This is a genomic window from Maricaulis sp. MIT060901 (assembly GCF_047123815.1).
Taxonomy (GTDB): Bacteria; Pseudomonadota; Alphaproteobacteria; order Caulobacterales; family Maricaulaceae; genus Maricaulis.
Window position 1 is genome coordinate 2,839,516 of sequence record NZ_CP138920.1, and the last position, 21,074, is coordinate 2,860,589.

Here is a 21,074-nt window from a genome sequence, read left to right on the forward strand (position 1 = left end):
CACATCCAGTTTCTGTGCCGAAGGCATCAGTTGCCATGTCTGAACTATCGGCATGGCTACCTCCGATTCGATTACCCAGGCATTCTTGTTGGGTGGGCCGGCAATGTGGGCTGTGTCCTCAAGCAGTTTGACAAAGCGGTTTTCGAAGACCTCTTAGGTGAGGTCGCTCAGATCAGCGCCCCGTTCCACAGTGATCAAGCGCACGACCTCGGGTGACCATTCGTCAGACTGGATCATTTCCATGTAATTGCGGACAATCTCGTCGACCGGGACCCGTCCGAAAAAGCGGGTCTCGAACCGTTTCGCCTCGGGTACGAATACACGTTCGTAGGGCATTGCAGGTCTCCGATTTGCCCTAAACCTAGCCGGATAAGAGTATTGATCAAGATCGACCGCAAAATAAGTGCGGCGATTAATCGCCGCACTCCTGCGTTAAAGGATCATAGTACAGTCAACATCGTCGCGACGAGCGGGTGACGGACGATGTCCTTCGATTCGAGACGGCTGACGCGGACATCCTCGAGCTCGTCCATCTTGTCGGCAATCGTCGCCAGGCCTGACATCTCCGGCAAGAGGTCGGACTGCGCCGGGTCGCCGGTGACAACCATGGTGGAGTTCCAGCCGAGGCGGGTCAGCAGCATTTTCAGCTGACCATAAGTGCAGTTCTGCGCCTCATCGACGACGACAAAGGCATTGTTCAGCGTGCGCCCGCGCATATAGCCGATGGGGGCGATCTCGATCACCCCCTCGGCCATCATGGCCTTGAGCTTTTTCGGGGAGAGCCGGTCGGCGAGGGCGTCATAGAGCGGGCGTAGATAGGGCGCGAGTTTCTCTTCCATGGCGCCGGGCAGGAAACCGATCGATTCTCCGGCTTCCACGGCAGGGCGGGACAACACGATCCGACTGACCTTGCCGGCTTCGAGGGCCTCAACAGCCTTGGCGACCGCGAGATAAGTCTTGCCGGTGCCTGCCGGTCCAAGAGCCAGGACGAGGTTTTTCTCGTCGATGGCCTTCATCAGTCTTTCCTGGCCGAGCGAACGCGGTTTGACCTTTTTTACGAACCTTTGATCACGCATGGGCTCCTTGTCATCGGGGGACCAGTGCGTCCCTGGAAAAAGCGACTGGATCTTCGCCTCTTCCGACTCATAGTGCTTGCTGTTGAACTCTCCGGCTTTCAGGCGACGTTTGACGGATCGTTTGGCCATGGCTGGAACCTCCACACATGAAAAACCCCTCAGCCGAGGGCAGAGGGGCGAAAACGCGTTGCTTTGATGGGATTTCGGAAGACTCCGGCAGGTTCGGCGGCGTATGGCCGGAACCGGGGGGCGGACTGACGCGATAATCGGGCATGCCGACTTGCAGGCCTCCTGCTAGAGTGACCGATACGATCCGGGACCAAGTCTCGAATCGTGACTACAGTCTGAGTGTAACGCAGTGAAGAAGATCTGAACGCGTTCGTCGCACGAATTTCATAAAACTTTGAGGGCCGACACGGATGGCAATTTATGCATTGGGTGAGTCGCGACCGGTTCTTCCGGAAAGCGGAAACTACTGGATCGCCGACAATGCGACGGTGATTGGCGATGTTGTCCTGCACGAGAATACGAGCATCTGGTATGGCTGTGTCGTGCGCGGCGATACGGATCGCATCGAGATCGGTGAGGACACCAACATCCAGGACCTGGCTGTGCTGCACACGGATTTCGGTATCCACATGAAGATCGGCAAGGGGGTGACAGTGGGTCACCAGGTCATGCTGCATGGGTGTGAAATCGGCGATAATTCGCTGATCGGCATCGGTGCGATTGTGCTCAACAAGGCAAGGATCGGGAAGAATTGCATTATCGGCGCCGGTGCGCTGATTCCGGAGGGCAAGGAGATTCCGGACAATTCACTGGTGGTCGGCTCTCCCGGGCGTGTGATCCGAACGCTGGATGATGACACGGCGGCCATGTTGAAAATGTCCGCCGAACATTATGTCGAGAACTCACAGCGTCATTCAGCTGAACTGAGGCGTCTGGACGACTAGTTCGCGCGGCCCCACAGATCGCGGATATTCTGGTCCGCCTCGCTGCCCAGGTTGAACCACGCCGCACGGTCGTGGGAGGCGTCGATGATCAGCAGCTTGTCATCACGATCAAGTACATGGCTGAGCTCGTTGCGCAGCACGGCCGCCGTGGTCGGGCCGCGAAGCAGCCAAACGCCCGGTGTGACCGTTTCCACATCGCCGTAAGCAGCGAGGGAGGAGCGGAAGTCGGCGCCGTTCTCCGAGGTAATCTCGGTGATGATGACAAAATTCGCAGGCCGGGCACCTGGGGTGACGCGCTTTTCGACGACAGTGCCGCCATCCGATTCGCCGAACCAGGATTTCATTTCCTCGATATCAGCGGCCGGGGCAAACTCGCCTTCCTTGTCGGCAGCGACCATGGAATGCGACGCAATCCGGCCTTCACCTACGAAGGCGCGCATTTGCGGCGGCGTATAGGGTCCGTAGACACGGCCCTCGACTTTCACAAACCAGGACATTGCGATTCCATCATCGCGAGGCATATCGACCTCTTTCGCACCGAGTACTCAAACTATCATACACAGACTTGCAGCAAGAATCTGGCCACAGCCCAGAAAAATTCAACCCTTCAAGGATTGGGTGATTACTGCCCGTCAGGCAGCCTGTCCTCCGTCTCTCAAGGCCTCGGGTGGATCGAACACCACCGCGAAGCCATTGTCCAGAATGCGCGCCACACGCCCGGACATCTCGCCAACCCTGACAGGTTCATTGACCTTGGGGCGTTCCAGGCATTCGAAGGCAGCGCCGGTCACCGAGACATCGAGAACGTTGGCGTGAATCACCACGCCGTCGGCGAAACGTATCTTGGCGCGACCGCGCCCAGGCTTGCGCGGCGCTTGGCGATCTTCATCCAGACCAAGGCGATCCTTGTTGAAACGCCAGGTAATGGTGTCGGCCAGCTTGTCCCGTTTCCGGTCGGTGGCGCTGAAGCGCAAGCTGAACTCGTCGCCATCGCTGCGCACGACCACACCTTCCATGCGACCAATGCCGTTGATCATCAGAATGATACGCTGATTACTGGCAGGCAGGGCGCGTGACATGACGCGCGCTCCGCCGGGAGAAATATCGATCAGACGGCAGGCATGCTCTCCGAGAGTCTCGCTCCAGAAACGGCCATGAAGGCGCAGCGGAAGACGGGCGTGCCGCCGTCTTTCGGCAGCCCCGCGGGCAGCAATCCGGATTTTGCGACGATCAAGTCGGTTCGGCTCTTCCGCCATGGCGTTCTCCATGCGCGGATCAGGTTTAGCGAAGAGGGGTTAAAAACCCTTTGCTACTATCGGTCGTTTGCGATCATTTCCCGCGCTGAACGCATGTCTCGTTGTGAAACGCCGAACAGGTGTCCAGGCACGGCTGGCGGACGAATTTCGCGCAGGCCTGTGCGCACGACAGGGCGGTTGTCAAACCCGTCGGCGTCATCCAGCGGCTGATAAAGACCGAGTATACGGTCGACGACACCCTCCGGCCCCTTCAGCGGGAAGAAGCTGATCTCCACCGGCAATTGGTGCATGTCGATCGAGGAGGCGCGTGCCACGACCGAGGAAGGTGATGCGCCTGACAAGGTCGATTCCAGCAGGGCCTGGATATGTGTCGCATCATGTCCGCGCCACAGGCTCAGGAAGTTCTGGTCGCGAAACTCGCGCTGATACAGCTGACAGAAATGCGTACCTGCAAGGCGAAAGACATGATGGCTCTGGTCTATGCGGCGCAGCATGAAGACGTAACCCAGCAATGAGGCGATATCCTGGGGTTCCACATCAGAACGCTCCGGTGTCATCCCCGCTGCCCGGCCAGACATTCGCAATGTCTGCCAATAGCTGTGCAGGGCTCTCGATTGAGCGTGTTTCATCTCGCACTCCGCTGTCGTCGCATGGCAGGGCTTAACGCCCTTCGCAGTCGCCCAGCTTCAAGATCGGGGCCATACCCGCGAGACGGGAATTGCGGATTTCCAGCTTCCCGATATGGGCGAGCGGAGTGGTGCTGAAACCGGCCCGGGGATTGCATGGACAGGCGCAGGATTAAAGGAGCCTCGCCATGAGCGTTTCAGCACGGCACGCTTTTATGATTGCAGCCAGCGCTGCATTTGCAGTTGTTGCAGCACCGACCGGATTCGGGGCCGCGACCGCCCTTGCGCAGGATTGCTGTCACCCGGCACCACCACCGCCTCCGCCGACTCACTGTTGCGATCACGGTGGCGGCCATACGGTGAACGTTCCGAACATCAATGTGCATGGCGGCAATATCAATGTCGGTGTCAATGTGCATGCCGGCGTGAACATCACGGCCAATGTCAACGCCAACGTCAACGCGACCGCGAATGTGAATGCCAATGCCGCGGCCAATGCAGGCGCTGGCGCAATCACCTTTGTGGGTGGCGGTTCCTATTACAGCAACACCACGGCACCGGCCGCGACGGCGATTGCCGGGCTCAATGTGGTCGAACGCGAGGAAGAGGCCTGGGAGTACTACGAGGAAGAGCGCACACGTATCATCGAGGAATGGCGTGTCGTTCGGGCTGTCTGTGTGGATGATAATGGCACACCGCACCCGGCCTCACAGGTCGATGGCGAGTCTCGCGTCGATGCGGTTTATGACGGTGAGCTTTTTCGCTGTATGGCTGGTACGGCGATGCAGGTGACTGTTGGCTGGCATTCCGATGGCAACAGTGTCTGGGAAGACGGTGCAACGATTATGTGTCGCAAGGGGGAGGCACTTCGCCATATGCCGGGCGGTCAGCTCTACTGCTCGACCCAGGAGCCGCGCCGCAATTGCAATGAACGCTCCCTGTTGCGCCGGTTCGGCCCGGGCGAGAAGCTGATTTTCATGCGCCGTGAGGAGCGGTATTTCGAACAGATGCGCCGCGAAGTTCGCACGGAAAGCCGTGAGTCGATTTCCATGACGCTGATGCTGGATGGTGGTGTTGGTGGATATCGCTAATTAGCGCTCATGAGCTAAAAATGAGAACGCCGGCCTATCAGGCCGGCGTTTTTGATTCACAGGTGTTGTTGTTCAGATCAGGACTCGACTTCATCCTCGGCAGCTTCCGTTGCCTCGGCACGCTGTTCGATGAGCTCCAGCGCCGTCTCTCGATCCTCGACTTCCTCGATCGTCTCGATATAGCAACGTTCATGGTCACGGGTGACGATGTATTCGCTGCGAGGTGAAAACACAGTGCCGGTAGTGGGCAGGCTGGTTCCTACCTGCATTCCGCCCCGCAGGCCGTAACAGCGGCGGGTCAATGTCACGAGATAATAGCGGCTGACACCACCTCGCAGGATAAGGTGTTCATTGTCGACGACGGTGTATGAGTTGATATTGACCAGGCGAACCCGATCCGCGCTGGCGGGCATAGCCAGAACTACGGCAGCCAGGGCCGCGGCGGATAGAATACTTTTTATCTTCACGATCTTATGTCTCCAAAAAATCGTCCCTCAAAGATGAGTATACGGGGGAAACCACGGGAATCAAACTGCGTTAACGAGAGATTAGCTCGATTGGCAGGACCATCTACGCGACTCGAATCTCCTGGAGGTCGGCATGGTCGATCGCATCGAAAATCTCGACATGCGCGGGTTCAACACCGTAATCCGCGAGGCTGCGCGCGAAACCGGGGCCGATTTCGAGTATCTCGCTCGTACCGCTGCCCGGGAGAGCAATTTCGATCCAGAGGCTCAGGCCCGGACGTCCAGCGCTGCGGGCATGTTCCAGTTTATCGAACAAACTTGGCTCGGCATGATGCAACGCCATGGCGACAGCCATGGTTTCTCCGATCTCGCAGCGCAGATCGAGCGTAGCACGGACGGGCGGTTCGAGGTCACTGACAGCGCGGCACGTCAGCAGATCCTGGATTTGCGATTCAACGCCGATGCAGCCGCGCTCATGGCGGGCGAGCTGGCCGCAGAGAATGGCCAAATCATCGAGAACCGGGTTGGGCGTCCGGCGACATCCGGTGAGCTCTATGCTGCGCATTTCCTGGGTGCCAGCGGCGCTGCCGACCTCATCGAGGCGGTTCGGGACAACCCGCAGCAATCAGCCTCACACCTGTTTCCGGCCGCAGCGGCGGCCAATCGCAACATGTTTCATGATGGTGCTCGTCCAGTGAGTGCGGCTCATCTGCTGGGGCGTTTGACCGGCGAGGCAGAGCGCGCACTGGCCGAGGCTCAGCCCGCTGGAGCCACCTCTGCGGCGGCTCACCGCCACGACAATATCGCGGCGGCCGTCCCCGCTATCGCGCGCAGTTTCGGCGTGATGAGTTCAGGCTCGTTCGCGTCTTCCGGTGGTGAGCTGACACCGACGCTGGTGGAAATCCTTGCGTCTCTAGATGTGCCCCTCGCTGCGCGCCAGCGTGACGTCTGACGCTGAACACTGCGTCTTGACAAGGTTTCGTTAAGCATGCTGCGGCTAATCTCTTGCCAGATCCTTATCTTGTGAGACCTCCATGGCTGTAGTTGCGCTTCGAAATCGACTGACAGACACCGACATCCGCCGCCTTGTTAAGGGTGGTGATGATGACGAACGTGCCAATGCTGCTCGAAAAATTTGTCGCCTGATCGATGCGGCACCCCTGCAGGGCGAAGAAAACCAGGCAGCCAGTGGAATTCTGCAGCTGATTATCCAGGATTCTGCGGAGTTGGTTCGACGGTCGCTGGCTGTGACCTTGCGGCAGTCCAAAAACCTGCCCCACGATATCGCCTTGCGCCTGGCCGCTGATGTTGAGGAAGTGGCGACGCCGATCCTGCTGTCCTCGCCGGTGCTTGACGAGGACGATCTGACCCGTCTCGTGGAGACATCCCAAGGCGGAAAATTGTGTGCCATTGCTGCACGCGAGCACGTTCCGAGCATTGTCGTCGAGGCAATCATCGACAAGGGCGATGAGAAGGCTGTTGGCATTGCGGCCAGCAATGACGGTGCTGACTTCAGTCAAAACGCTTATGAAAAAGCGTTTACGCAGTTTTGCGAGAACCAGGGCGTGATGGAAGCTTTTGTTGCGCGTTCAACGCTGCCGCTTTCTGTCACCGAGAAACTCATTGCCCACATCAGTGACGAGGCGATGCAGCGTCTCGTCGAGAAACATGCATTGCCGCCGCAGCTTGCTGTAGAACTGTCGGAAAACGCCCGTGAGCGCGCGACTGTCGACCTGGTTGACCAGGCAGGCCTTGCACATGATCCGCAGCATTTCGTGCAGCAATTGCGCATGAATGGCCGACTGACCCCGTCGCTTGTGCTGCGGTCGATGTTGCGGGGCCATGTTGCCTTTGTTGAGCACGCATTTGCCGAGCTGGCTGGTGTCACGCATGCGCGAGCATGGTTATTGGTACACGATGCTGGCCCGTTGGGTCTGCGCGCTGTTTATGACCGCACGGGCATGCCGCCGCGTCTCTATCCGGCTTTCCGTGCTGCGATCGATATTTTCCATTCCATGGAGATGCCGCACGACAAGCAGGGGCGGGAGCATTTCCAGGCCGTTCTCGCCGAGCGTGCCATTACCCGGTTCCAGGGCATTCCGGAAGAAGATCTCGATTATGTGCTCGACCGTCTTCATGGCGAGCCGGCGGAGTACAGCGAGGCCAGCTGATCCCACAAGATATGATCGACATCAAAAAGGGCGCCCGAAGAGGCGCCCTTGTTTGTTTCGGTGATCTGACAGCGTATGCGATCAATCATCCCACGGCTTGGCAAACTCGGTGGACTGGACTTCCAGCTCTCCGGCCAGAGCGGCGGCTACAGCATCATTTGTATCGCGAATATTCTGGCTCAGTGCTGCGCGAATGGCGTCTACATGTGCCAGCGCAAGAGCTTTGGAAGCTTTCTGGCGTTTCTCATCCATGTCGATGAGCTTGGTCAGCGATGCCGCCAGCCGCGTGATGATCGGGAATTCATAGGTCGAGCCGACGCCACGCAGGTCGTGGGCACAGATAAAGAGCTGTTCGCCTTCATCTCCTTTGAGCCCTTTTTCGCGAACGAGTTTCGCCGCGTCTTCCAGCTTCTGGACCTCTTCCTCGAGCCAGGCGCCAAATTCATGGCGAAGATCCTTGATGGCATCCTCAGCCTTTTCGATCAGGTGCAGGTCGCCGGCACTGATCGGGCCACCGATCTTGATCTGCAGCATGTTCGGCGGGTTGACGATTTCAACATCCTGGTTCGGTTTGGACATAATTTTTCCTCTTACCTGGCGGCGAGCAGGGGTTGTGCGGTTTCATTCACGGCACGCTCGCCTGCTCGGCGGTCGGGTCCGAAATAGTCGCTGGTATTGACGAAAACTCTATCGTCCTCGAGCGCCTCGACGATCGTCGTAGCGAGGCTGGAGGAGGTGAAAGGCTTGACCAGGAACGCGCTTGCGCCGGCCTGGCGGGCGGCGCGGATATGTTCCCCGTCGGAATAGGCTGTCAGCATGATTATCGGCACATAAGCCGCCGAGCAGAGCTGTGGGTTTCGGATCTCACGGACAAGGTCCAGTCCGGTACGCGGGCTCATCTTCCAGTCGGTGACGACCAGGTCCACGCGATGCCGATCTAGGTGGGAGAGGGCGGCATCAACAGATTCCGCCTCGAATACCTTGGCGACACCAAACGCCTGCAATGACACGCGCAATAATCCGCGCAGCGCTGCATTGTCGTCGACAATGAGCACGGTCTTGCCAGCGCAGCTTTCTTTGATGTTGCTCGTCAAGGTCACGTCCACAGGCTCACTATTGATAGCCGAAAACAACGTAACGCGCGGTGCTTAACACCAGCCTAAGCTTACTAACTTTCGAACTGTTCTGCCAAGATGCGTTCGGAAAGGTTATATCCCTGATCAAACAACATGGTCAGGGTGATGTCCGATGCTTCCTCGACATCAACCTTGCAGACCTCACGGAATTCCTTGTTGTCGGCGACTGCGGAAACCGGTCGGTGATTGGGTTCGGAGATCTCGAAGCCGACTTTCGCTGTATGTGGCAGGAGTGCGCCGCGCCACCGTCTGGGGCGAAACGCGCTGATCGGCGTCAGAGCCAGGACACGCGAATCCAGAGGCAGGATCGGGCCGTGGGCTGAAAGGTTGTAAGCCGTTGACCCGGCAGGAGTTGCGACCAGTACGCCATCGGCCTGCAATTCGGCGAGGCGGTCGGTTTCGTCAATGCGGATCTTGATCTTGGCGGTCTGTCGCGTCTCGCGCAACAGGGAGACCTCGTTGATGGCCAGGGCTTCAAACCGGTTGCAGTGCACGTCTTCGCCGCGTGCACGCAGGGGGTGAATGCTGGCGGCCTCGGCGCGAGCCAGGCGTTCCAGCAAATCGTGCTCGGCATAGTCATTCATCATGAAGCCGACGGAGCCGAAATTCATGCCATAGACCTTGGCGCCGGTTGAGATTGCCGTGTGCAGCGCGTCGAGCATCAACCCGTCGCCGCCCAGGGCGATAATTATGTCGGCATCATAAACAGATGTGGAGCCATATCGCTCTTCAAGCCGCTGGCGCGCGGCTTTCGCTTCAGGTTTGGGGCTGGCGAGAAAGGCTAGGCTGGGTCTGGAGGTCAAATTGCGCACTCACTTGGTGAGTGGCCATTAAACCCTGCCACCCATCTGACGCAAGACTTTGGCCGCTTTTTCAGGACCGTACATACGAAAGACATTGGCCGCAGAGGACATCGCATCGCCCTCGAGCGCCTGGTGCATTCGCCCGAGGTGGCGCAGAGCCTTGTGAACGATCGGGTAAGCGGTTCGATCCAGCCCTGCAGACTGACAGGCGAGGGCCGCAGCACGGACACCGCCCATGGCCAGGGCGACGCGCCATTGCGCGACGGTCAGTTCGCAGAGCTCGGCGATAGCATGGTCGAAGACTGCTTCCTCGCCCTTCTTCAGGGCGGAAAGGGCGTATTGACCGTTGAGGCGGCCTTCCTTCCTGGCTGCATGAACCAGTTCGGCGGCGTCGTTGTCCGAACCCTCGTCGGAGGTCTTGAGTGCAGCCTCGACCGTCAGCTCCTCGACCTTGGTCTTGTCCAGGCCGAAGCGGCGGCAGAGTTCCTCGCGCCAGCTTTCCGGCAGCATGATGCACAATTGCGTCGCGTAATCCGTAGAGATGTCGTGGCGACGGGCAAGCGCTTCGCGCAGCTTTGGGTGGGTGCGCGCCGCCGTGAGGCAGATCTCCAGCGTACCTTCGGAAATCTCCGCTGTGTCATTGTCGGCGAGCGCTCGAAGCACATTGGCCTCGCCAGGTTGCGCCAGGGTATCAGTGACACGGACGCGCAGGTTGGAACGTTTGGCCAGGATCAGACGGTGATAGGGGGAGGCGGTCTGCGCGATGTGGATCATGTCCTCATCAGACAGGCCGTCACCTTTCTTGATGATCACGCTGGCAATCTCGATATCTCGCGTGCCCAGGAAGCGCAGAGCCGCATGGGGCGCCCATTCGCAAGAGGTCAGCTTTTCAGCCATGGCCTTTTGCGTGTCTTCGGTGCAGGTTGAAGAGAGCGTAACCAGTAACTCGCCGGCAACGGGCTCAGCTGAGTCTGACAGCTTCTGGGCAATGCACATATCCGTTACCCCCAATGCAAGCTGGTGACGCTTGTCGGGGTCACGCATTTTTGCGAGAGTTTGAAGCGCTTGTGCAGGACTGGCTGTCATTGATGTCTATATATTTCTTTGCCCGACCTTGCTGATAGCGCGGATCAGTTTGAAAACTTGTTAATTCCAGTATTCGGAAAGCAGATTTCTTATGGACGAACAGATTTTTAGCTCGATTTTTTCGCTTTATTCGGGAGTTCGTCGGCGCACACAATTACTGGTATCGGACCTGTCCGCCGAGGATATGGTCGTGCAGACCATGCCGGACGTCAGCCCGACCAAATGGCATCTCGCGCATACGACCTGGTTCTGGGAGTGCTTTATTCTTCGTAAGTACGATCCCGACTACGTCGAATTCTCTCCTGAATTCAATTATTTGTTCAACTCGTATTACGAGCAGATTGGCGAACGACACGCTCGCCCGGAGCGTGGTTTCCTGACCCGCCCGTCTCTCGATGAAGTGTTGGCTTATCGTGCTCATGTTGACGCAGCGATGGAGCGTTTACTCTCCGGTAACCACAAAATCGATTCTACCGAAGTAAAGGCGCTGGTTGAGCTTGGTGTTGCTCACGAGGAGCAGCATCAGGAATTGCTGGTAACGGATATCAAGCATGTTTTGTCGCGGCATCCGTTCAGTCCCAAGGCCTGGGCGGAAGAGACCCTGCGCGGCAATGATCTGCCAGAGTTGAGCTGGCGGGCCTTCCAGGGCGGGCTGTATGAGTTCGGGCATATCGGTGAGGACTTTCATTTCGATAATGAGGGCCCACGACACCAATACTGGCTTGAGGATTTTGCCTTGGCCTCGCGTCCGGTCAGCAATGGCGAGTATCTCGAATTCATGGCCGATGATGGATACGGCTCTGCCGCACTCTGGCTGTCCGAGGGCTGGGCAAGCGTAAACCGCGAGAACTGGGCCGCTCCGCTCTACTGGTTCCGCAAGGAAGGGGAGTGGTTCGAGTTTACACTGGGTGGTGAACGTCGTGTCGATCCGGATGCGCCGGTCAGCCATCTCAGCTATTTCGAAGCGGCCGCCTTCGCCGAGTGGGCGGGAGCACGCCTCCCCGAGGAGCGCGAATGGGAATTTGCGGCCGCCAGCCACAACCCCGGTCTTGCTGACACGCTTGACCCGGCGCGGGCCCCCCATCCCGTTTCCCGCCCTGAAAATGGTGGATTTTCGCAATTGTTCGGTGGGGTGTGGGAGTGGACTCGTTCGGCCTATTCCGCCTATCCGCGCTACCGCCCGGCAGCGGGGGCTGTAGGTGAATACAATGGCAAGTTCATGTGCGGGCAATTCGTGCTGAAGGGGGGATCTTGTGCGACGCCGCCAGGTCATGTTCGCGCAAGTTACCGCAACTTCTTCCCGCCCGATGCACGCTGGCAGTTTTCCGGCGTTCGACTGGCCAAGGATATTTGACGCAGAGCCCAGTGCGGAGGATGTTAGCCCCAGTCGATAAAGAATTGGGGAGATCGCTATGGACGATCAAGCTGCACCGAGCGTCAAGGATCAGGTCACGGCAGAGGAATGGAAGGCGCGGTGCGATCTCGCAGCGCTATATCGCCTCGTTCACATGCACGGCTGGGATGACCTGTTTTTCACCCACATCTCCATGCGTGTCCCGGGGCCGGAAGAGCACTTCCTGCTCAACCCGTTCGGGCTTCTCTATGAAGACGTGACCGCCAGTAACATGGTGAAGGTCGACCTGCAGGGCAATGTTCTGCCGCCCTCGACCTATGGCATCAATCCGGCCGGTTTCACCATTCACTCCGCCATTCATGAAGCGCGCAGCGATGTTAAGGTCGCGATGCACCTGCATTCCGACCAGGGCGTCGCTGTTGCAGCGCAGAAACGTGGACTTCTGCCGATCAGCCAGCTGGCGATGAATGTCTATAATGATGTCGCGTATCATGACTATGAAGGCATTGCACTTGAGTCCGAGGAAAAGGTTCGCCTGGTCGACGACCTGGGCGAAAAGAACCTCATGATCCTGCGCAATCACGGCACATTATCGGTTGGCGATCACCCGTTTTCCGCGTATGTTAGAATTTATCTACTTGAGCGTGCGTGCAAGATTCAGCTCATGGCGCAGGCAGGCGGGGAGTTGATCGAATGGGATCAGCCCATGCAGGACAGGGTGTTTGGACAGTCTTCCGAGATCGCGGGCAACGAATTCTTCAAGGAAATTGCGTGGGCCGCTGTTCTCGACCGCGTGCGCCGCGAAAGCCCGGGCTTCGATACCTAGGACTGTTGGCCGCGCTGGCCTGGGTGCCTTCTGCTGAAGCGGGGGGCTGGCCGCGGGACAAGGGCGAGACCCTGCTCATCCTGACCAATCTGGTCGACCGCGCTGATGGCTATTTTGATGCTGACCGGCAGCGGCAATCAGGCGGTCATTTCTACAAGGATGAGCTGGCCGCCTACATCGAATACGGAGCGACCGACCGGGTGACCCTGGTCGGTCGTTTTGCTTGGCAGAATGTCGACCAGCTCTCGGGCGGGCGGCGTGATGCCGCGCAGGGCTTCTCGGCCAGCGAGCTGGGAGTGCGGGCCTTGATCTGGCGCCGGGATGACTGGGTGGTCAGCGGACAGCTTTCACATTTTGTGCCGGGGGAAGGCGAGAATGTCACCAATCAGCCGCTCGGCCAGGGTGAGGGGGCGTTTGATCTGCGTTTGCTGGTTGGCCGCGCGCTGCCCCGCGACGGTTTCCTGGATGTTCAGCTCGCGCACCGTGCGCGCGATGGCCGCTATCTCGATGAGTGGCGAATGGATACCAGCCTCGGCTTCGCAATCAGCGAACGATGGTCGGCGATGGTGCAAAGCTATTCGGTCTGGAGTGCAGAGGAAACGCGTCCGGGCCTGCCTGAATTCGACCAGCACAAACTTCAGTTCAGCGTGCTTCGAACGGTCGGCGAGGTCGATTACCAGATCGGTGTTATTTTGACGCCCAGCGGCCGCAACGCGCTGGACGAACGCGCTGCGGTCCTGTCGGTCTGGCGGCGTTTCTAGTTCGATGTCTGCGCGGCGATGTATGCGATGACATCACGGCGGTCATCCGCGTCACGCAAGCCTACAAAACTCATGCGATTGCCCGGTACCAGGCCACGCGGGTTTTGAATCCACGCGTCGAGCGTTGCAACATCCCAGACAAGACCGGCGTCCGTCAGGCGGGGCGAATAATTGAAGCCTTCCTTGGCTGCGGCCTGGGCTCCCATGATGCCGTGGAGGTTCGGTCCGACTGTATGGCGGCCTCCTGCTTCCAACGTGTGACAGGACTGGCAACGGCGATATTGGCGGCGACCATTGACCAGGTCAGCATTGGCGAAGGTCTCGCCCAGCGCCAGTACGGCATCAGGAAGCGCATCGGAGGCCTGCTGACTGGTGGATTCTGCCAACTCTGTGACGGCAGTCTCTGCAGCTGCTCCAGCTTCGTTTGCCCCTGCTTCGGCTGTAGGCTCGGCTCCGGCATCGGTCGGCAGTTCGCTGGACGTGGCCGAGCTGTCGCCTCCACCGCAGGCTACAAGCATGAAGGCGGACAGGGCGGGCAGGACTAGACGCGACATTTCAATCTCCGTTTTGGGGTGGAGGTAGATATACGCCAGTCGCACCGAATGCCGATGCGTCAGGATGACGCCGGATGCATGCAGCCTCACAATCCGGCCCGTTCATCTCCGGTTACATGGAGAATCCGCATTTTTCTTGCGTCATCGCGAAATGTTCGCTCCAAGAGAACACAAGGAAAGTCACAATTCATAGGTAGAATTGTGCGAGGGGACAAATGGACAAGACTTCGCAAATGCGATCCGTGTCCTTGTGTGGCGCCGGTCATTCCGGCTCGACCCTGCTGGGGATGATTCTCGGCGGGCATTCGAGCGCCTTCTACATGGGAGAGGGCGGAAAGGTTCGCTATCTGCACGATGAGCGCAAGCCGATGCGCAAGCGGGTCTGCAAGATCTGTGGTGATGACTGTCCGGTGTGGAGCAAGTTCCACTGGGACGAGACGCGTGCGCTCTATCCGCAAGTCGCGGAGCATGTCGGAGTCTCGATGATTGTCGACACGACCAAGGATGAATGCTGAATCGAGACCCGTAGCAAGGAGATGCGCGAGGCGGGGGGCGTACCGGCCCTGTTGTTTCTGACCCGTGATGGTCGCGCCGTCGTCAATTCGCGTATCCGGAAATATCCCGAGCGCGACCCGTCAGACCAGATCCGGCAGTGGGCCGACAAGATCGGCACGAGCGAAACACTGTTCAACGCTTTTGACGGCCCGAAGATGCGTGTGCGGTATGAAAAATTGGCGACCGGCCCGGAAGTAGTGACCCGCTAGGTCTGTGATCTGCTTCAGATCGAGTACGAGCCGGACATGTTGCGCTTCGACGAGCGCCCGCAACACGTGCTGGGCGGCAATAGCGGAACTCAGTTTCTTGTCGCCCGTAATCAGTTCGAAAACCCTCAGGATGCGTTTGTCTCGCTGGGTGATCGTACGCGTGACTATTATGGCGAGCATGCCGGCGGCATCTCGCTCGATCTGCGCTGGAAACAGGAATTGTCCAGCGAGCACGAAGCCTTGTTTGAAAAGCTCGCCGGGCGAGCCAACGCAGAACTGAAGTGGGAGGCCTGAAGTCGATGGCCAAGATTGATCTTGTTTTCCGTCAGATCGACGAACGTACACGCGATGTGGCGCTGGAACTGGCCAAGGAGAGTATCCGGCCGGACAATACCTACATCATCGACGATGTGCGGCCCTTCACTTAGTGCGTGAACCAGATGCTGCAAATCGATCACGATTGCGACTACGTCGTCTATGTCGATGCGGATTGTCTTATCCTCGACGACCTGCGGGCCTTTATCGAAACCTGCGACGCGCCCTATGTGGACAGTTATGTGTCAGACCGTTTCCGAGGCCGTCTGCACTGCGGTGTGCACATCACCCGGATTGATCTCGTGCGTCGCATGGCGGCTACCGAAGTGCCGGCGGACGACATGAAATACGTGTTGCGTCCGGAATCGCGCCTGCGCAACCTGGCCATGAAACCGATGGGTGTGGCCAAGCAGTTCCGGAACTTCGATATTCTGCATGATCACTTCCAGTCCTATCACCACATCTTCATGAAGTACGCGCTGCGCGAATTGCGCAGCCGGACCAAGGACCAGGGGGTTCGCCTGCGTCGCTCCATGGACGCCTGAGACCTGTCCGAGGACTGGTGCGATCTGAAAATGGCGAAACACGCCGTGGATTACGCCCGGGAAAAAATGCCGCTCGATTCAAGCCCGGATGAGGTGCACGAATTTATCGAGGCGCTGCCGGAACATGCCGATGCCGAGATCAGGCGCCTGGGCGTGCAGGAAAAGCCGGAGTTTTCGCGCGAAGAACTGAAGCGCTGGCTCGAGGAAAATCGCGGCCGGGTAAACTATGGTTCCTCAGCTGATAAACCGAAAATCTTCGGACTGGGCCTCAGCCGGACCGGCACGCGCAGCCTGACGGCCGGTCTGCAGGTTCTGGGCTTTGATTGCAGCCATTATCCCATTGACGAGGACACCTATACCGAGCTGTCCAATGCGCAATACGATCTGACCCTGCTGAAATACCATGATGGCCTGACCGACATCACGACCATCCCTTGCTACAAGCAGTTGGACAAACAGTATCCCGGATCGAAATTCATCCTGACGGTTCGCGACAAGGAAGGCTGGCTCGGCTCTTGCGCGCGGCATTATTTCAACCGCCCGGCGTTCAAGTTGACTGAAGGCCCGGGCCAGGAAGTGCACATGAACATGCGCCGCTTCCTCAGGGCGGCGGTTTACGGGTGTTATAATTTCGACCGGCACCGCTTCTCAGATGTCTATGATGACCATGTCCGTGCCGTGATGGATTATTTCAAGGACCGTCCGGGCGACCTTTTGGTCATTGATATCTGTTCCGGCGAAGGGTTCGAGAAGCTTGCACCTTTCCTGGACCGTCCGGTTCCGACCGAAGTCTTTCCGCACAAGGGCGCTGTCCTTTCGCGCCGGATGAAGGAAGAGGCCGAGAAAAAGGCCGCGGCTGTCGCCTAGGACGACATGAGCGACACGAACCCCGATAGCGCACAGGTTAGGCCATCCATCGCGATGGCCTGGTCGCATGGTGTGCGGACCGCGGGGCTCGTCTGGTCCAGCCAGCCCTGGCTGATCATTTGTATTTCCATCCTGACCGTTGTGGTGGCGCTTTTGCCAGCTGCGGCGCTCTACATGTCTCGGCTGATCGTCGACAGCGTTGTTGCGGCGATCGAGAGCGGAGCAAGCGCTGATCGGGATGCAGCATTGATGTGGGTCCGTGTTGAGGCTGCTATACTCGCTGTTCTGCTGGCGGCCAGGCGCTTGCTGGCGTTCGAGCGATCTCGGCTTCAGGTAGAGCTCGGATATGCAACCAACCAGGCGATCCTGGGCAAGTGCGCCGCTTTGGATCTGGAGCAGATCGAGCGAGCAGACCTCCAGCAACAACTCGTCATCGCCAAGCAATTTACCACGAGCCGGCCCTACAACCTGGTCAGCCGTGGTTTCGACCTGTTACAGCACGCGCTGACACTTGTTTCGGTAGCGGTCCTGTTGTGGGCATTTTCGCCGCTATTGCTGGCCTTCATTGTGGCGGGCGCCCTGCCGCTTTTCCTGGGTAATCTTCGCTTCGCCGACACGGCATTCGGGTTCTACAAGGGACGCACGCCGGAAGTGCGCGAGCGGAGTTATCTGGAAAGCCTGATCACGGGTGAGGGCAGCGCCCGGGACCGGCTTCACTATCGGCTCGATAGGCCGTTGCAGGCGCGATATCGGGAGCTCTTCCAGTCCATGTTTCAGCGAGATCTGGTGATGAAGGGGCGGCATGCGTTCTGGGGGGCGGTGCTGGCCATCCTGTCGACGGCCGTGTTTCTGGGCGCCAAGGTCTGGATTGTCTGGGTCACCATTTCCGGCGCGATCACGCTCGGTCAGATGACGATGTTTGTCGGCCTGGTCAAACAGGGGCAGGCAAGCGTCACCAGTCTTCTGGCAGCCTTCAATGGTGTGGTTGAGGACGTGCTTTATCTCTCAACGCTCTATGGTTTTCTCGACACGCCGGTCGAGGCCCGCGCAAGCGGGGTGAGTGTTGGGGAAACGCCCGGCGATGGCCTTCGTTTCGAGCATGTTTCCTATCGCTATCCAAACGGCCCGCGACTGGCGCTGGATGATGTTACGTTTCATGTGCCGGGAGGGAGCGCACTGGGTATTGTCGGGGTGAACGGGTCAGGCAAGTCGACGCTGATCAAACTGGCATTGGGGCTTTACCGGCCGTTGAACGGCAAGGTCCTGCTGGACGGGACGGATCTGGCGGACTGGGACCGGGAGGCCCTGGCGAGACGATTTGGTGTGCTCTTTCAGCCGTCCACCAATTTCAAGATGACGGCCCGTGACAATATCGAGGTTGGTGTTGGTCTTGCGCCAATGTCGGACGAGGCACTGGCCCGCGCGACAGAGCTGGGCCTGGCCGATGAGGTGATTGCCGATCTGCCTGAGGGCTATAACAGCCGTCTTTCAAAGCGCTTTGTTGACGGGATCGAGATGTCGGGCGGCCAGTGGAAACGCCTGGCTTTGGCGCGCGCCTACGCTAACCCAGATGCTGACTGTGTGATTCTGGACGAACCGACTGCCGCCCTTGATGCCAATGCCGAGGCTGAACTGCTCAAACGGCCGCGAGACGGCACGGGACTGATCATCATCTCGCACCGCCTGTCCAATCTCCGGCCGACGGACCAGATCATCATGCTGGAAAAGGGGCGTCTTATCGAGCAGGGCGACCATGACGCGCTTGTTGAAAAGGGCGGCGCCTACGCCACCATGTTCAACGTGCAAGCCAAGGCCCATCGCTGATCAATAACGCGGATTGGTCGTCTGGTAGGTGGAGGAGTTGCCGATGGCAGTCGCCGTGCCGGTGATCATGCCGCCGGTCGTCATCTGACCCGTTACCACCGAACTGATTGTCGCCGAGTTGGTCTGGTTCATCGCACCATAGGCCGTCACCGGGCATTCCGAGCAGATATAGCTGGTCGCCGCATTACCGAATGCTGTCGAGGACAGCATGGCGACGCCGCCTGCATCACCTTCGAAATTGGCTCGGGCCGTGACATTCGCCGTATTTGTCTGGTCCAGCCCCATGAAGGAGTTTGAACCGATATTGGACAGCACGGCGGAGTTTCCAACGCCTTCGGCGGCAACCGTCATCAGATCCACGTCGAAATTTCCGACAATGATCTCGGAATCAGCCAGCACCTCGCCGCTATTGGTCTGCTGTCCCTGCAGGTGGGCATAGGCTTCCTGGTTTTCGATCCGGACATTATTGCCATTAGCCGATGCGGTCGCATTGGTCATCTCGCCACCGCCGCCGGCGTTCACACGAACCAGGCCTGTCACATTGCCGCGATTATCCTGGTCGACATCGACGACTTGCGAGGCGGCGTCATAACCGGTCACCATGGCGGAATTGCCGTTGGCGGCTGCGACCGTCGTCGAAGACACGCCCAGCCCCGCGGTTGGCGCAAGCACATAGGCGTCTGCTGTCACAGAGGCGCCGCTATCCTGGCGCAGGTCGAGATTGGCTTCGCCCGCATAGGCCGTTGATTCCCAGGCATTTGCCGAGGCGCCGGCCGTTGTGACCGAGGTGATGCCGTAATTGGAGAGCGAGTGCTGGGCCGTCGAGCGGACCTGCGCGCCATCGAGGGCGTTCTGCTGCGAGGTGACGTCCATGCCGTTGTCGACAAGAACCACAGCGGAGTTACCGAACATGGTCGAGGTTGTGATCGCAGCCCCGTCAATCGTCTGCGCATCGGTCGTTGCGCGCCCGACCACACTGCCGGAGAAAGTCTGGGTGTTCTCGATATCGTGCGGCGTGAGCACGTCAATGGTCAGCGCATTGGCCATGCCAATGGCTGTCATCATCGCGCTCGCAGCTTGTCCAACCGAGGTCTCGGCGGTCACCTGAATATTGGCGTTCAGATTGACCTGCCCGTTGAGAATCTCAGTCGTATCGTCCGCGTAGGTAGCTGCGCACGTAAGGATCGCGGCGGTCATGGCCGTGCTCAACAGTTTGACGCGCTTGGACATTCGAGGTCTCCCGGGAGCCATAGGCTGTAGCGACATTGACGCCGCCGGTTACATTGGTTGAGCCACCGATTGGATCGGAATAGTGGCAGGCCGCGCTTGGATCGACGCCATAAAGCTGGGCGGAAACTTCCAGGACAGCGCGTTCGATGACAGAGCGTACGGCCAGCTGGACCGGCTCGAGCGAGCGGCCACCAGCCGAGATGTCGACAACGGCTTCATCCCAGAAGGCGAAGATGCCAGCGCTTATCTCGCGGCCGATAATCTGTTTCTGGTAGGAGATGACGTCGACGGTCTCCATCGTGCGTGTATCATTGAGCCGCAAATCGAGGCCGATATTCATCACCCAGGTGCGGCGATTGAAAACACCGGTCGGGTCACTGTCGATGCGGTCACCGCCCAGGATATCAACGCCGCCGGAGCGGATATTGTAGTTCAGCTCGGTAATGCCGCCGACCAGATGGAAGTCGGAGCCGGGCAGCGAGGCTGCGTAGATCTGACGTTGATCGCCGTTCTCGTCGCCAATCAGCTGATTGTTGGCATAACGCAGCTCCAGCTCGGACACCGAGGTGTCAAAACGCTCGACCAGACGGATGCCGGCCTTGGCAAAGGCGGAGATCGCCATCAGCGAGGCGCCCTGGGTCACAGCAGCACCGCCTTCAAGTGAGGCGCGTCCGGTGTAGTCCGACAGGCGACCCACAGCGATGCGCGGCGAGACCAGATTGTTCGCGCGGGCGTAGTTGGCCAGGCATACCAGGGCCTCGGAATAGGGGGTCGGGTTCGCGGTCACCGGTGCGCCGCCGATCGGCTGCGCGTAGAGTCCGTCAGATCCGCCCGTGCGAGCGGTCGTGGCACAGCCGGACAGGGCCAGCGCGCCGGCCAGTGTGGCCAGGAGAAGTTTAGCCTTCTTCATTGTCTTCACTCGTTTCCCCGTTGGACTGGGCGTTGGCGTTGACGTTGCCATTATTGATCTGGGTCGAATTGACGATGACAGTGTTCCACTGACCGGTGACATTCACGTTAAGCTGGTTGCCGATGGCCGTTGCATTGGCACCGACACCGCCTCCGAACAGGCCGTTCAGCTGGCTGGAAACGCCAACACCGGTCTGGATGACACCATCGATGATGACGCGATTGCCTGCAGACGAGCGTGCCGCGGAACCAGCGCTTGCCGTGGCGCCAGACCAGGGACGTTGCTCCTGGCCATAGGCGACGCCGTAGGGGCGTTCCCACTGGGCCGTCGTCTGTGTTGACTGGGCGCTCGCCGCCGAGGCGGCCAGCATTGTCAGGCCGATGGCAGAGGTCAAAAACCGCGTCCGCTTGTGTGTCATCCTGCGTCCTCACTGGCACGTATTCATACGTGAGACGTGCA

28 protein-coding genes are annotated in these 21,074 nt (G+C 59.0%); 14 read left to right on the plus strand and 14 right to left on the minus strand.

Going from position 1 to position 21,074, the window contains the following annotated elements; translation table 11 throughout:
• Window positions 1-153 precede the first annotated feature (153 nt).
• Complete coding sequence (locus tag SIC17_RS13975; RefSeq protein ID WP_412545741.1) at window positions 154-336, minus strand: hypothetical protein; 183 nt, start codon at window positions 334-336, stop codon at window positions 154-156.
• Window positions 337-440: 104 nt separating this feature from the next.
• Window positions 441-1,205 (minus strand): PhoH family protein, encoded by a 765-nt coding sequence (locus tag SIC17_RS13980; protein ID WP_412545742.1) that lies wholly within the window; start codon window positions 1,203-1,205, stop codon window positions 441-443.
• Between the two features lie 290 nt (window positions 1,206-1,495).
• Here SIC17_RS13980 and SIC17_RS13985 point away from each other — a divergent pair, with 290 nt between their 5' ends.
• Window positions 1,496-2,029: a gamma carbonic anhydrase family protein gene (locus tag SIC17_RS13985; protein ID WP_412545743.1), complete on the plus strand. Its 534-nt coding sequence runs from the start codon at window positions 1,496-1,498 to the stop codon at window positions 2,027-2,029.
• On the opposite strand, the gene SIC17_RS13990 is transcribed toward SIC17_RS13985, so the two are convergent.
• The 3 genes from SIC17_RS13990 to SIC17_RS14000 all read right to left on the minus strand — a co-directional run bounded on the left by SIC17_RS13990 (window position 2,026) and on the right by SIC17_RS14000 (window position 3,914).
• A complete protein-coding gene (locus SIC17_RS13990) occupies window positions 2,026-2,526 on the minus strand; it encodes a DUF4339 domain-containing protein (protein WP_412545744.1) in 501 nt (166 codons plus the stop codon). The two genes, SIC17_RS13985 and SIC17_RS13990, sit on opposite strands and share 4 nt — an antisense overlap.
• A gap of 135 nt (window positions 2,527-2,661) precedes the next feature.
• Entirely contained in the window at window positions 2,662-3,285 is a 624-nt protein-coding gene (locus SIC17_RS13995) for a PilZ domain-containing protein (protein ID WP_291893061.1), read from the minus strand.
• Window positions 3,286-3,341: 56 nt separating this feature from the next.
• The gene (locus SIC17_RS14000; RefSeq protein WP_291893064.1) at window positions 3,342-3,914 is read right to left on the minus strand and encodes a PAS domain-containing protein; all 573 of its coding nucleotides are present in this window, start codon (window positions 3,912-3,914) and stop codon (window positions 3,342-3,344) included.
• Window positions 3,915-4,099: 185 nt separating this feature from the next.
• On the opposite strand from SIC17_RS14000, the gene SIC17_RS14005 reads away from it, so the two are divergent.
• The gene (locus tag SIC17_RS14005; RefSeq protein WP_291893068.1) at window positions 4,100-5,002 is read left to right on the plus strand and encodes a hypothetical protein; all 903 of its coding nucleotides are present in this window, start codon (window positions 4,100-4,102) and stop codon (window positions 5,000-5,002) included.
• Between the two features lie 77 nt (window positions 5,003-5,079).
• On the opposite strand, the gene SIC17_RS14010 is transcribed toward SIC17_RS14005, so the two are convergent.
• Window positions 5,080-5,469, minus strand: coding sequence for a DUF6491 family protein (locus SIC17_RS14010; RefSeq protein WP_412545745.1), 390 nt, complete (start codon window positions 5,467-5,469; stop codon window positions 5,080-5,082).
• A 133-nt stretch (window positions 5,470-5,602) separates the two neighbouring features.
• On the opposite strand from SIC17_RS14010, the gene SIC17_RS14015 reads away from it, so the two are divergent.
• Together SIC17_RS14015 and SIC17_RS14020 are read left to right on the plus strand one after the other, a co-directional pair.
• Complete coding sequence (locus SIC17_RS14015) at window positions 5,603-6,421, plus strand: transglycosylase SLT domain-containing protein (protein WP_412545746.1); 819 nt, start codon at window positions 5,603-5,605, stop codon at window positions 6,419-6,421.
• An 82-nt stretch (window positions 6,422-6,503) separates the two neighbouring features.
• The gene (locus SIC17_RS14020; protein WP_412545747.1) at window positions 6,504-7,640 is read left to right on the plus strand and encodes a DUF2336 domain-containing protein; all 1,137 of its coding nucleotides are present in this window, start codon (window positions 6,504-6,506) and stop codon (window positions 7,638-7,640) included.
• An 81-nt stretch (window positions 7,641-7,721) separates the two neighbouring features.
• On the opposite strand, the gene SIC17_RS14025 is transcribed toward SIC17_RS14020, so the two are convergent.
• The 4 genes from SIC17_RS14025 to SIC17_RS14040 all read right to left on the minus strand — a co-directional run bounded on the left by SIC17_RS14025 (window position 7,722) and on the right by SIC17_RS14040 (window position 10,623).
• Window positions 7,722-8,219, minus strand: coding sequence for an Hpt domain-containing protein (locus tag SIC17_RS14025; RefSeq protein WP_291893080.1), 498 nt, complete (start codon window positions 8,217-8,219; stop codon window positions 7,722-7,724).
• 11 nt (window positions 8,220-8,230) lie between these two features.
• Window positions 8,231-8,734: a response regulator gene (locus tag SIC17_RS14030; RefSeq protein WP_291893083.1), complete on the minus strand. Its 504-nt coding sequence runs from the start codon at window positions 8,732-8,734 to the stop codon at window positions 8,231-8,233.
• A 74-nt stretch (window positions 8,735-8,808) separates the two neighbouring features.
• Window positions 8,809-9,588 carry an NAD kinase gene (locus tag SIC17_RS14035; protein ID WP_412545748.1) on the minus strand — a complete coding sequence of 260 codons (780 nt, stop codon included), beginning with the start codon at window positions 9,586-9,588 and terminating at the stop codon, window positions 8,809-8,811.
• Window positions 9,589-9,606: 18 nt separating this feature from the next.
• On the minus strand, window positions 9,607-10,623 hold the full coding sequence (locus SIC17_RS14040) for a DUF2336 domain-containing protein (RefSeq protein WP_412545749.1): 1,017 nt from the start codon (window positions 10,621-10,623) through the stop codon (window positions 9,607-9,609).
• Between the two features lie 133 nt (window positions 10,624-10,756).
• On the opposite strand from SIC17_RS14040, the gene egtB reads away from it, so the two are divergent.
• The 3 genes from egtB to SIC17_RS14055 are packed head-to-tail and all read left to right on the plus strand — an operon-like array spanning window position 10,757 to window position 13,606.
• On the plus strand, window positions 10,757-12,019 hold the full coding sequence (gene egtB, locus SIC17_RS14045; RefSeq protein ID WP_412545750.1) for an ergothioneine biosynthesis protein EgtB: 1,263 nt from the start codon (window positions 10,757-10,759) through the stop codon (window positions 12,017-12,019).
• 58 nt (window positions 12,020-12,077) lie between these two features.
• On the plus strand, window positions 12,078-12,845 hold the full coding sequence (locus SIC17_RS14050) for a class II aldolase/adducin family protein (RefSeq protein WP_291893095.1): 768 nt from the start codon (window positions 12,078-12,080) through the stop codon (window positions 12,843-12,845).
• A gap of 23 nt (window positions 12,846-12,868) precedes the next feature.
• Window positions 12,869-13,606, plus strand: coding sequence for a hypothetical protein (locus SIC17_RS14055; RefSeq protein WP_412545751.1), 738 nt, complete (start codon window positions 12,869-12,871; stop codon window positions 13,604-13,606).
• Here SIC17_RS14055 and SIC17_RS14060 read toward each other — a convergent pair.
• Window positions 13,603-14,160 carry a c-type cytochrome gene (locus tag SIC17_RS14060; protein WP_412545752.1) on the minus strand — a complete coding sequence of 186 codons (558 nt, stop codon included), beginning with the start codon at window positions 14,158-14,160 and terminating at the stop codon, window positions 13,603-13,605. The genes SIC17_RS14055 and SIC17_RS14060 overlap by 4 nt on opposite strands.
• Before the next feature lie 215 nt (window positions 14,161-14,375).
• On the opposite strand from SIC17_RS14060, the gene SIC17_RS14065 reads away from it, so the two are divergent.
• The 7 genes from SIC17_RS14065 to SIC17_RS14095 are packed head-to-tail and all read left to right on the plus strand — an operon-like array spanning window position 14,376 to window position 18,475.
• A complete protein-coding gene (locus tag SIC17_RS14065) occupies window positions 14,376-14,675 on the plus strand; it encodes a hypothetical protein (RefSeq protein ID WP_412545753.1) in 300 nt (99 codons plus the stop codon).
• Between the two features lie 21 nt (window positions 14,676-14,696).
• Complete coding sequence (locus SIC17_RS14070; RefSeq protein ID WP_412545754.1) at window positions 14,697-14,924, plus strand: hypothetical protein; 228 nt, start codon at window positions 14,697-14,699, stop codon at window positions 14,922-14,924.
• A gap of 36 nt (window positions 14,925-14,960) precedes the next feature.
• The gene (locus SIC17_RS14075) at window positions 14,961-15,218 is read left to right on the plus strand and encodes a hypothetical protein (protein ID WP_412545755.1); all 258 of its coding nucleotides are present in this window, start codon (window positions 14,961-14,963) and stop codon (window positions 15,216-15,218) included.
• A gap of 5 nt (window positions 15,219-15,223) precedes the next feature.
• Entirely contained in the window at window positions 15,224-15,352 is a 129-nt protein-coding gene (locus tag SIC17_RS14080) for a hypothetical protein (protein WP_412545756.1), read from the plus strand.
• Between the two features lie 12 nt (window positions 15,353-15,364).
• Entirely contained in the window at window positions 15,365-15,784 is a 420-nt protein-coding gene (locus tag SIC17_RS14085) for a hypothetical protein (protein ID WP_412545757.1), read from the plus strand.
• 30 nt (window positions 15,785-15,814) lie between these two features.
• The gene (locus tag SIC17_RS14090; protein WP_412545758.1) at window positions 15,815-16,651 is read left to right on the plus strand and encodes a sulfotransferase family protein; all 837 of its coding nucleotides are present in this window, start codon (window positions 15,815-15,817) and stop codon (window positions 16,649-16,651) included.
• 6 nt (window positions 16,652-16,657) lie between these two features.
• Complete coding sequence (locus SIC17_RS14095) at window positions 16,658-18,475, plus strand: ABC transporter ATP-binding protein (protein WP_412545759.1); 1,818 nt, start codon at window positions 16,658-16,660, stop codon at window positions 18,473-18,475.
• Here the strand turns inward: SIC17_RS14095 and hfaD are convergent, their stop codons facing one another.
• From hfaD to hfaA, 3 genes are read right to left on the minus strand one after another with little or no spacing between them, the layout of a single operon-like run.
• Window positions 18,476-19,705, minus strand: a complete 1,230-nt coding sequence (gene hfaD / locus SIC17_RS14100; protein ID WP_291893114.1) for a holdfast anchor protein HfaD — start codon at window positions 19,703-19,705, stop codon at window positions 18,476-18,478.
• Window positions 19,620-20,615, minus strand: coding sequence for a holdfast anchoring protein HfaB (gene hfaB / locus SIC17_RS14105; protein ID WP_412545760.1), 996 nt, complete (start codon window positions 20,613-20,615; stop codon window positions 19,620-19,622). The genes hfaD and hfaB overlap by 86 nt, the downstream gene beginning before the upstream one ends.
• Entirely contained in the window at window positions 20,602-21,033 is a 432-nt protein-coding gene (hfaA, locus tag SIC17_RS14110; protein WP_291893118.1) for a holdfast anchoring protein HfaA, read from the minus strand. The genes hfaB and hfaA overlap by 14 nt, the downstream gene beginning before the upstream one ends.
• Window positions 21,034-21,074: the final 41 nt, after the last annotated feature.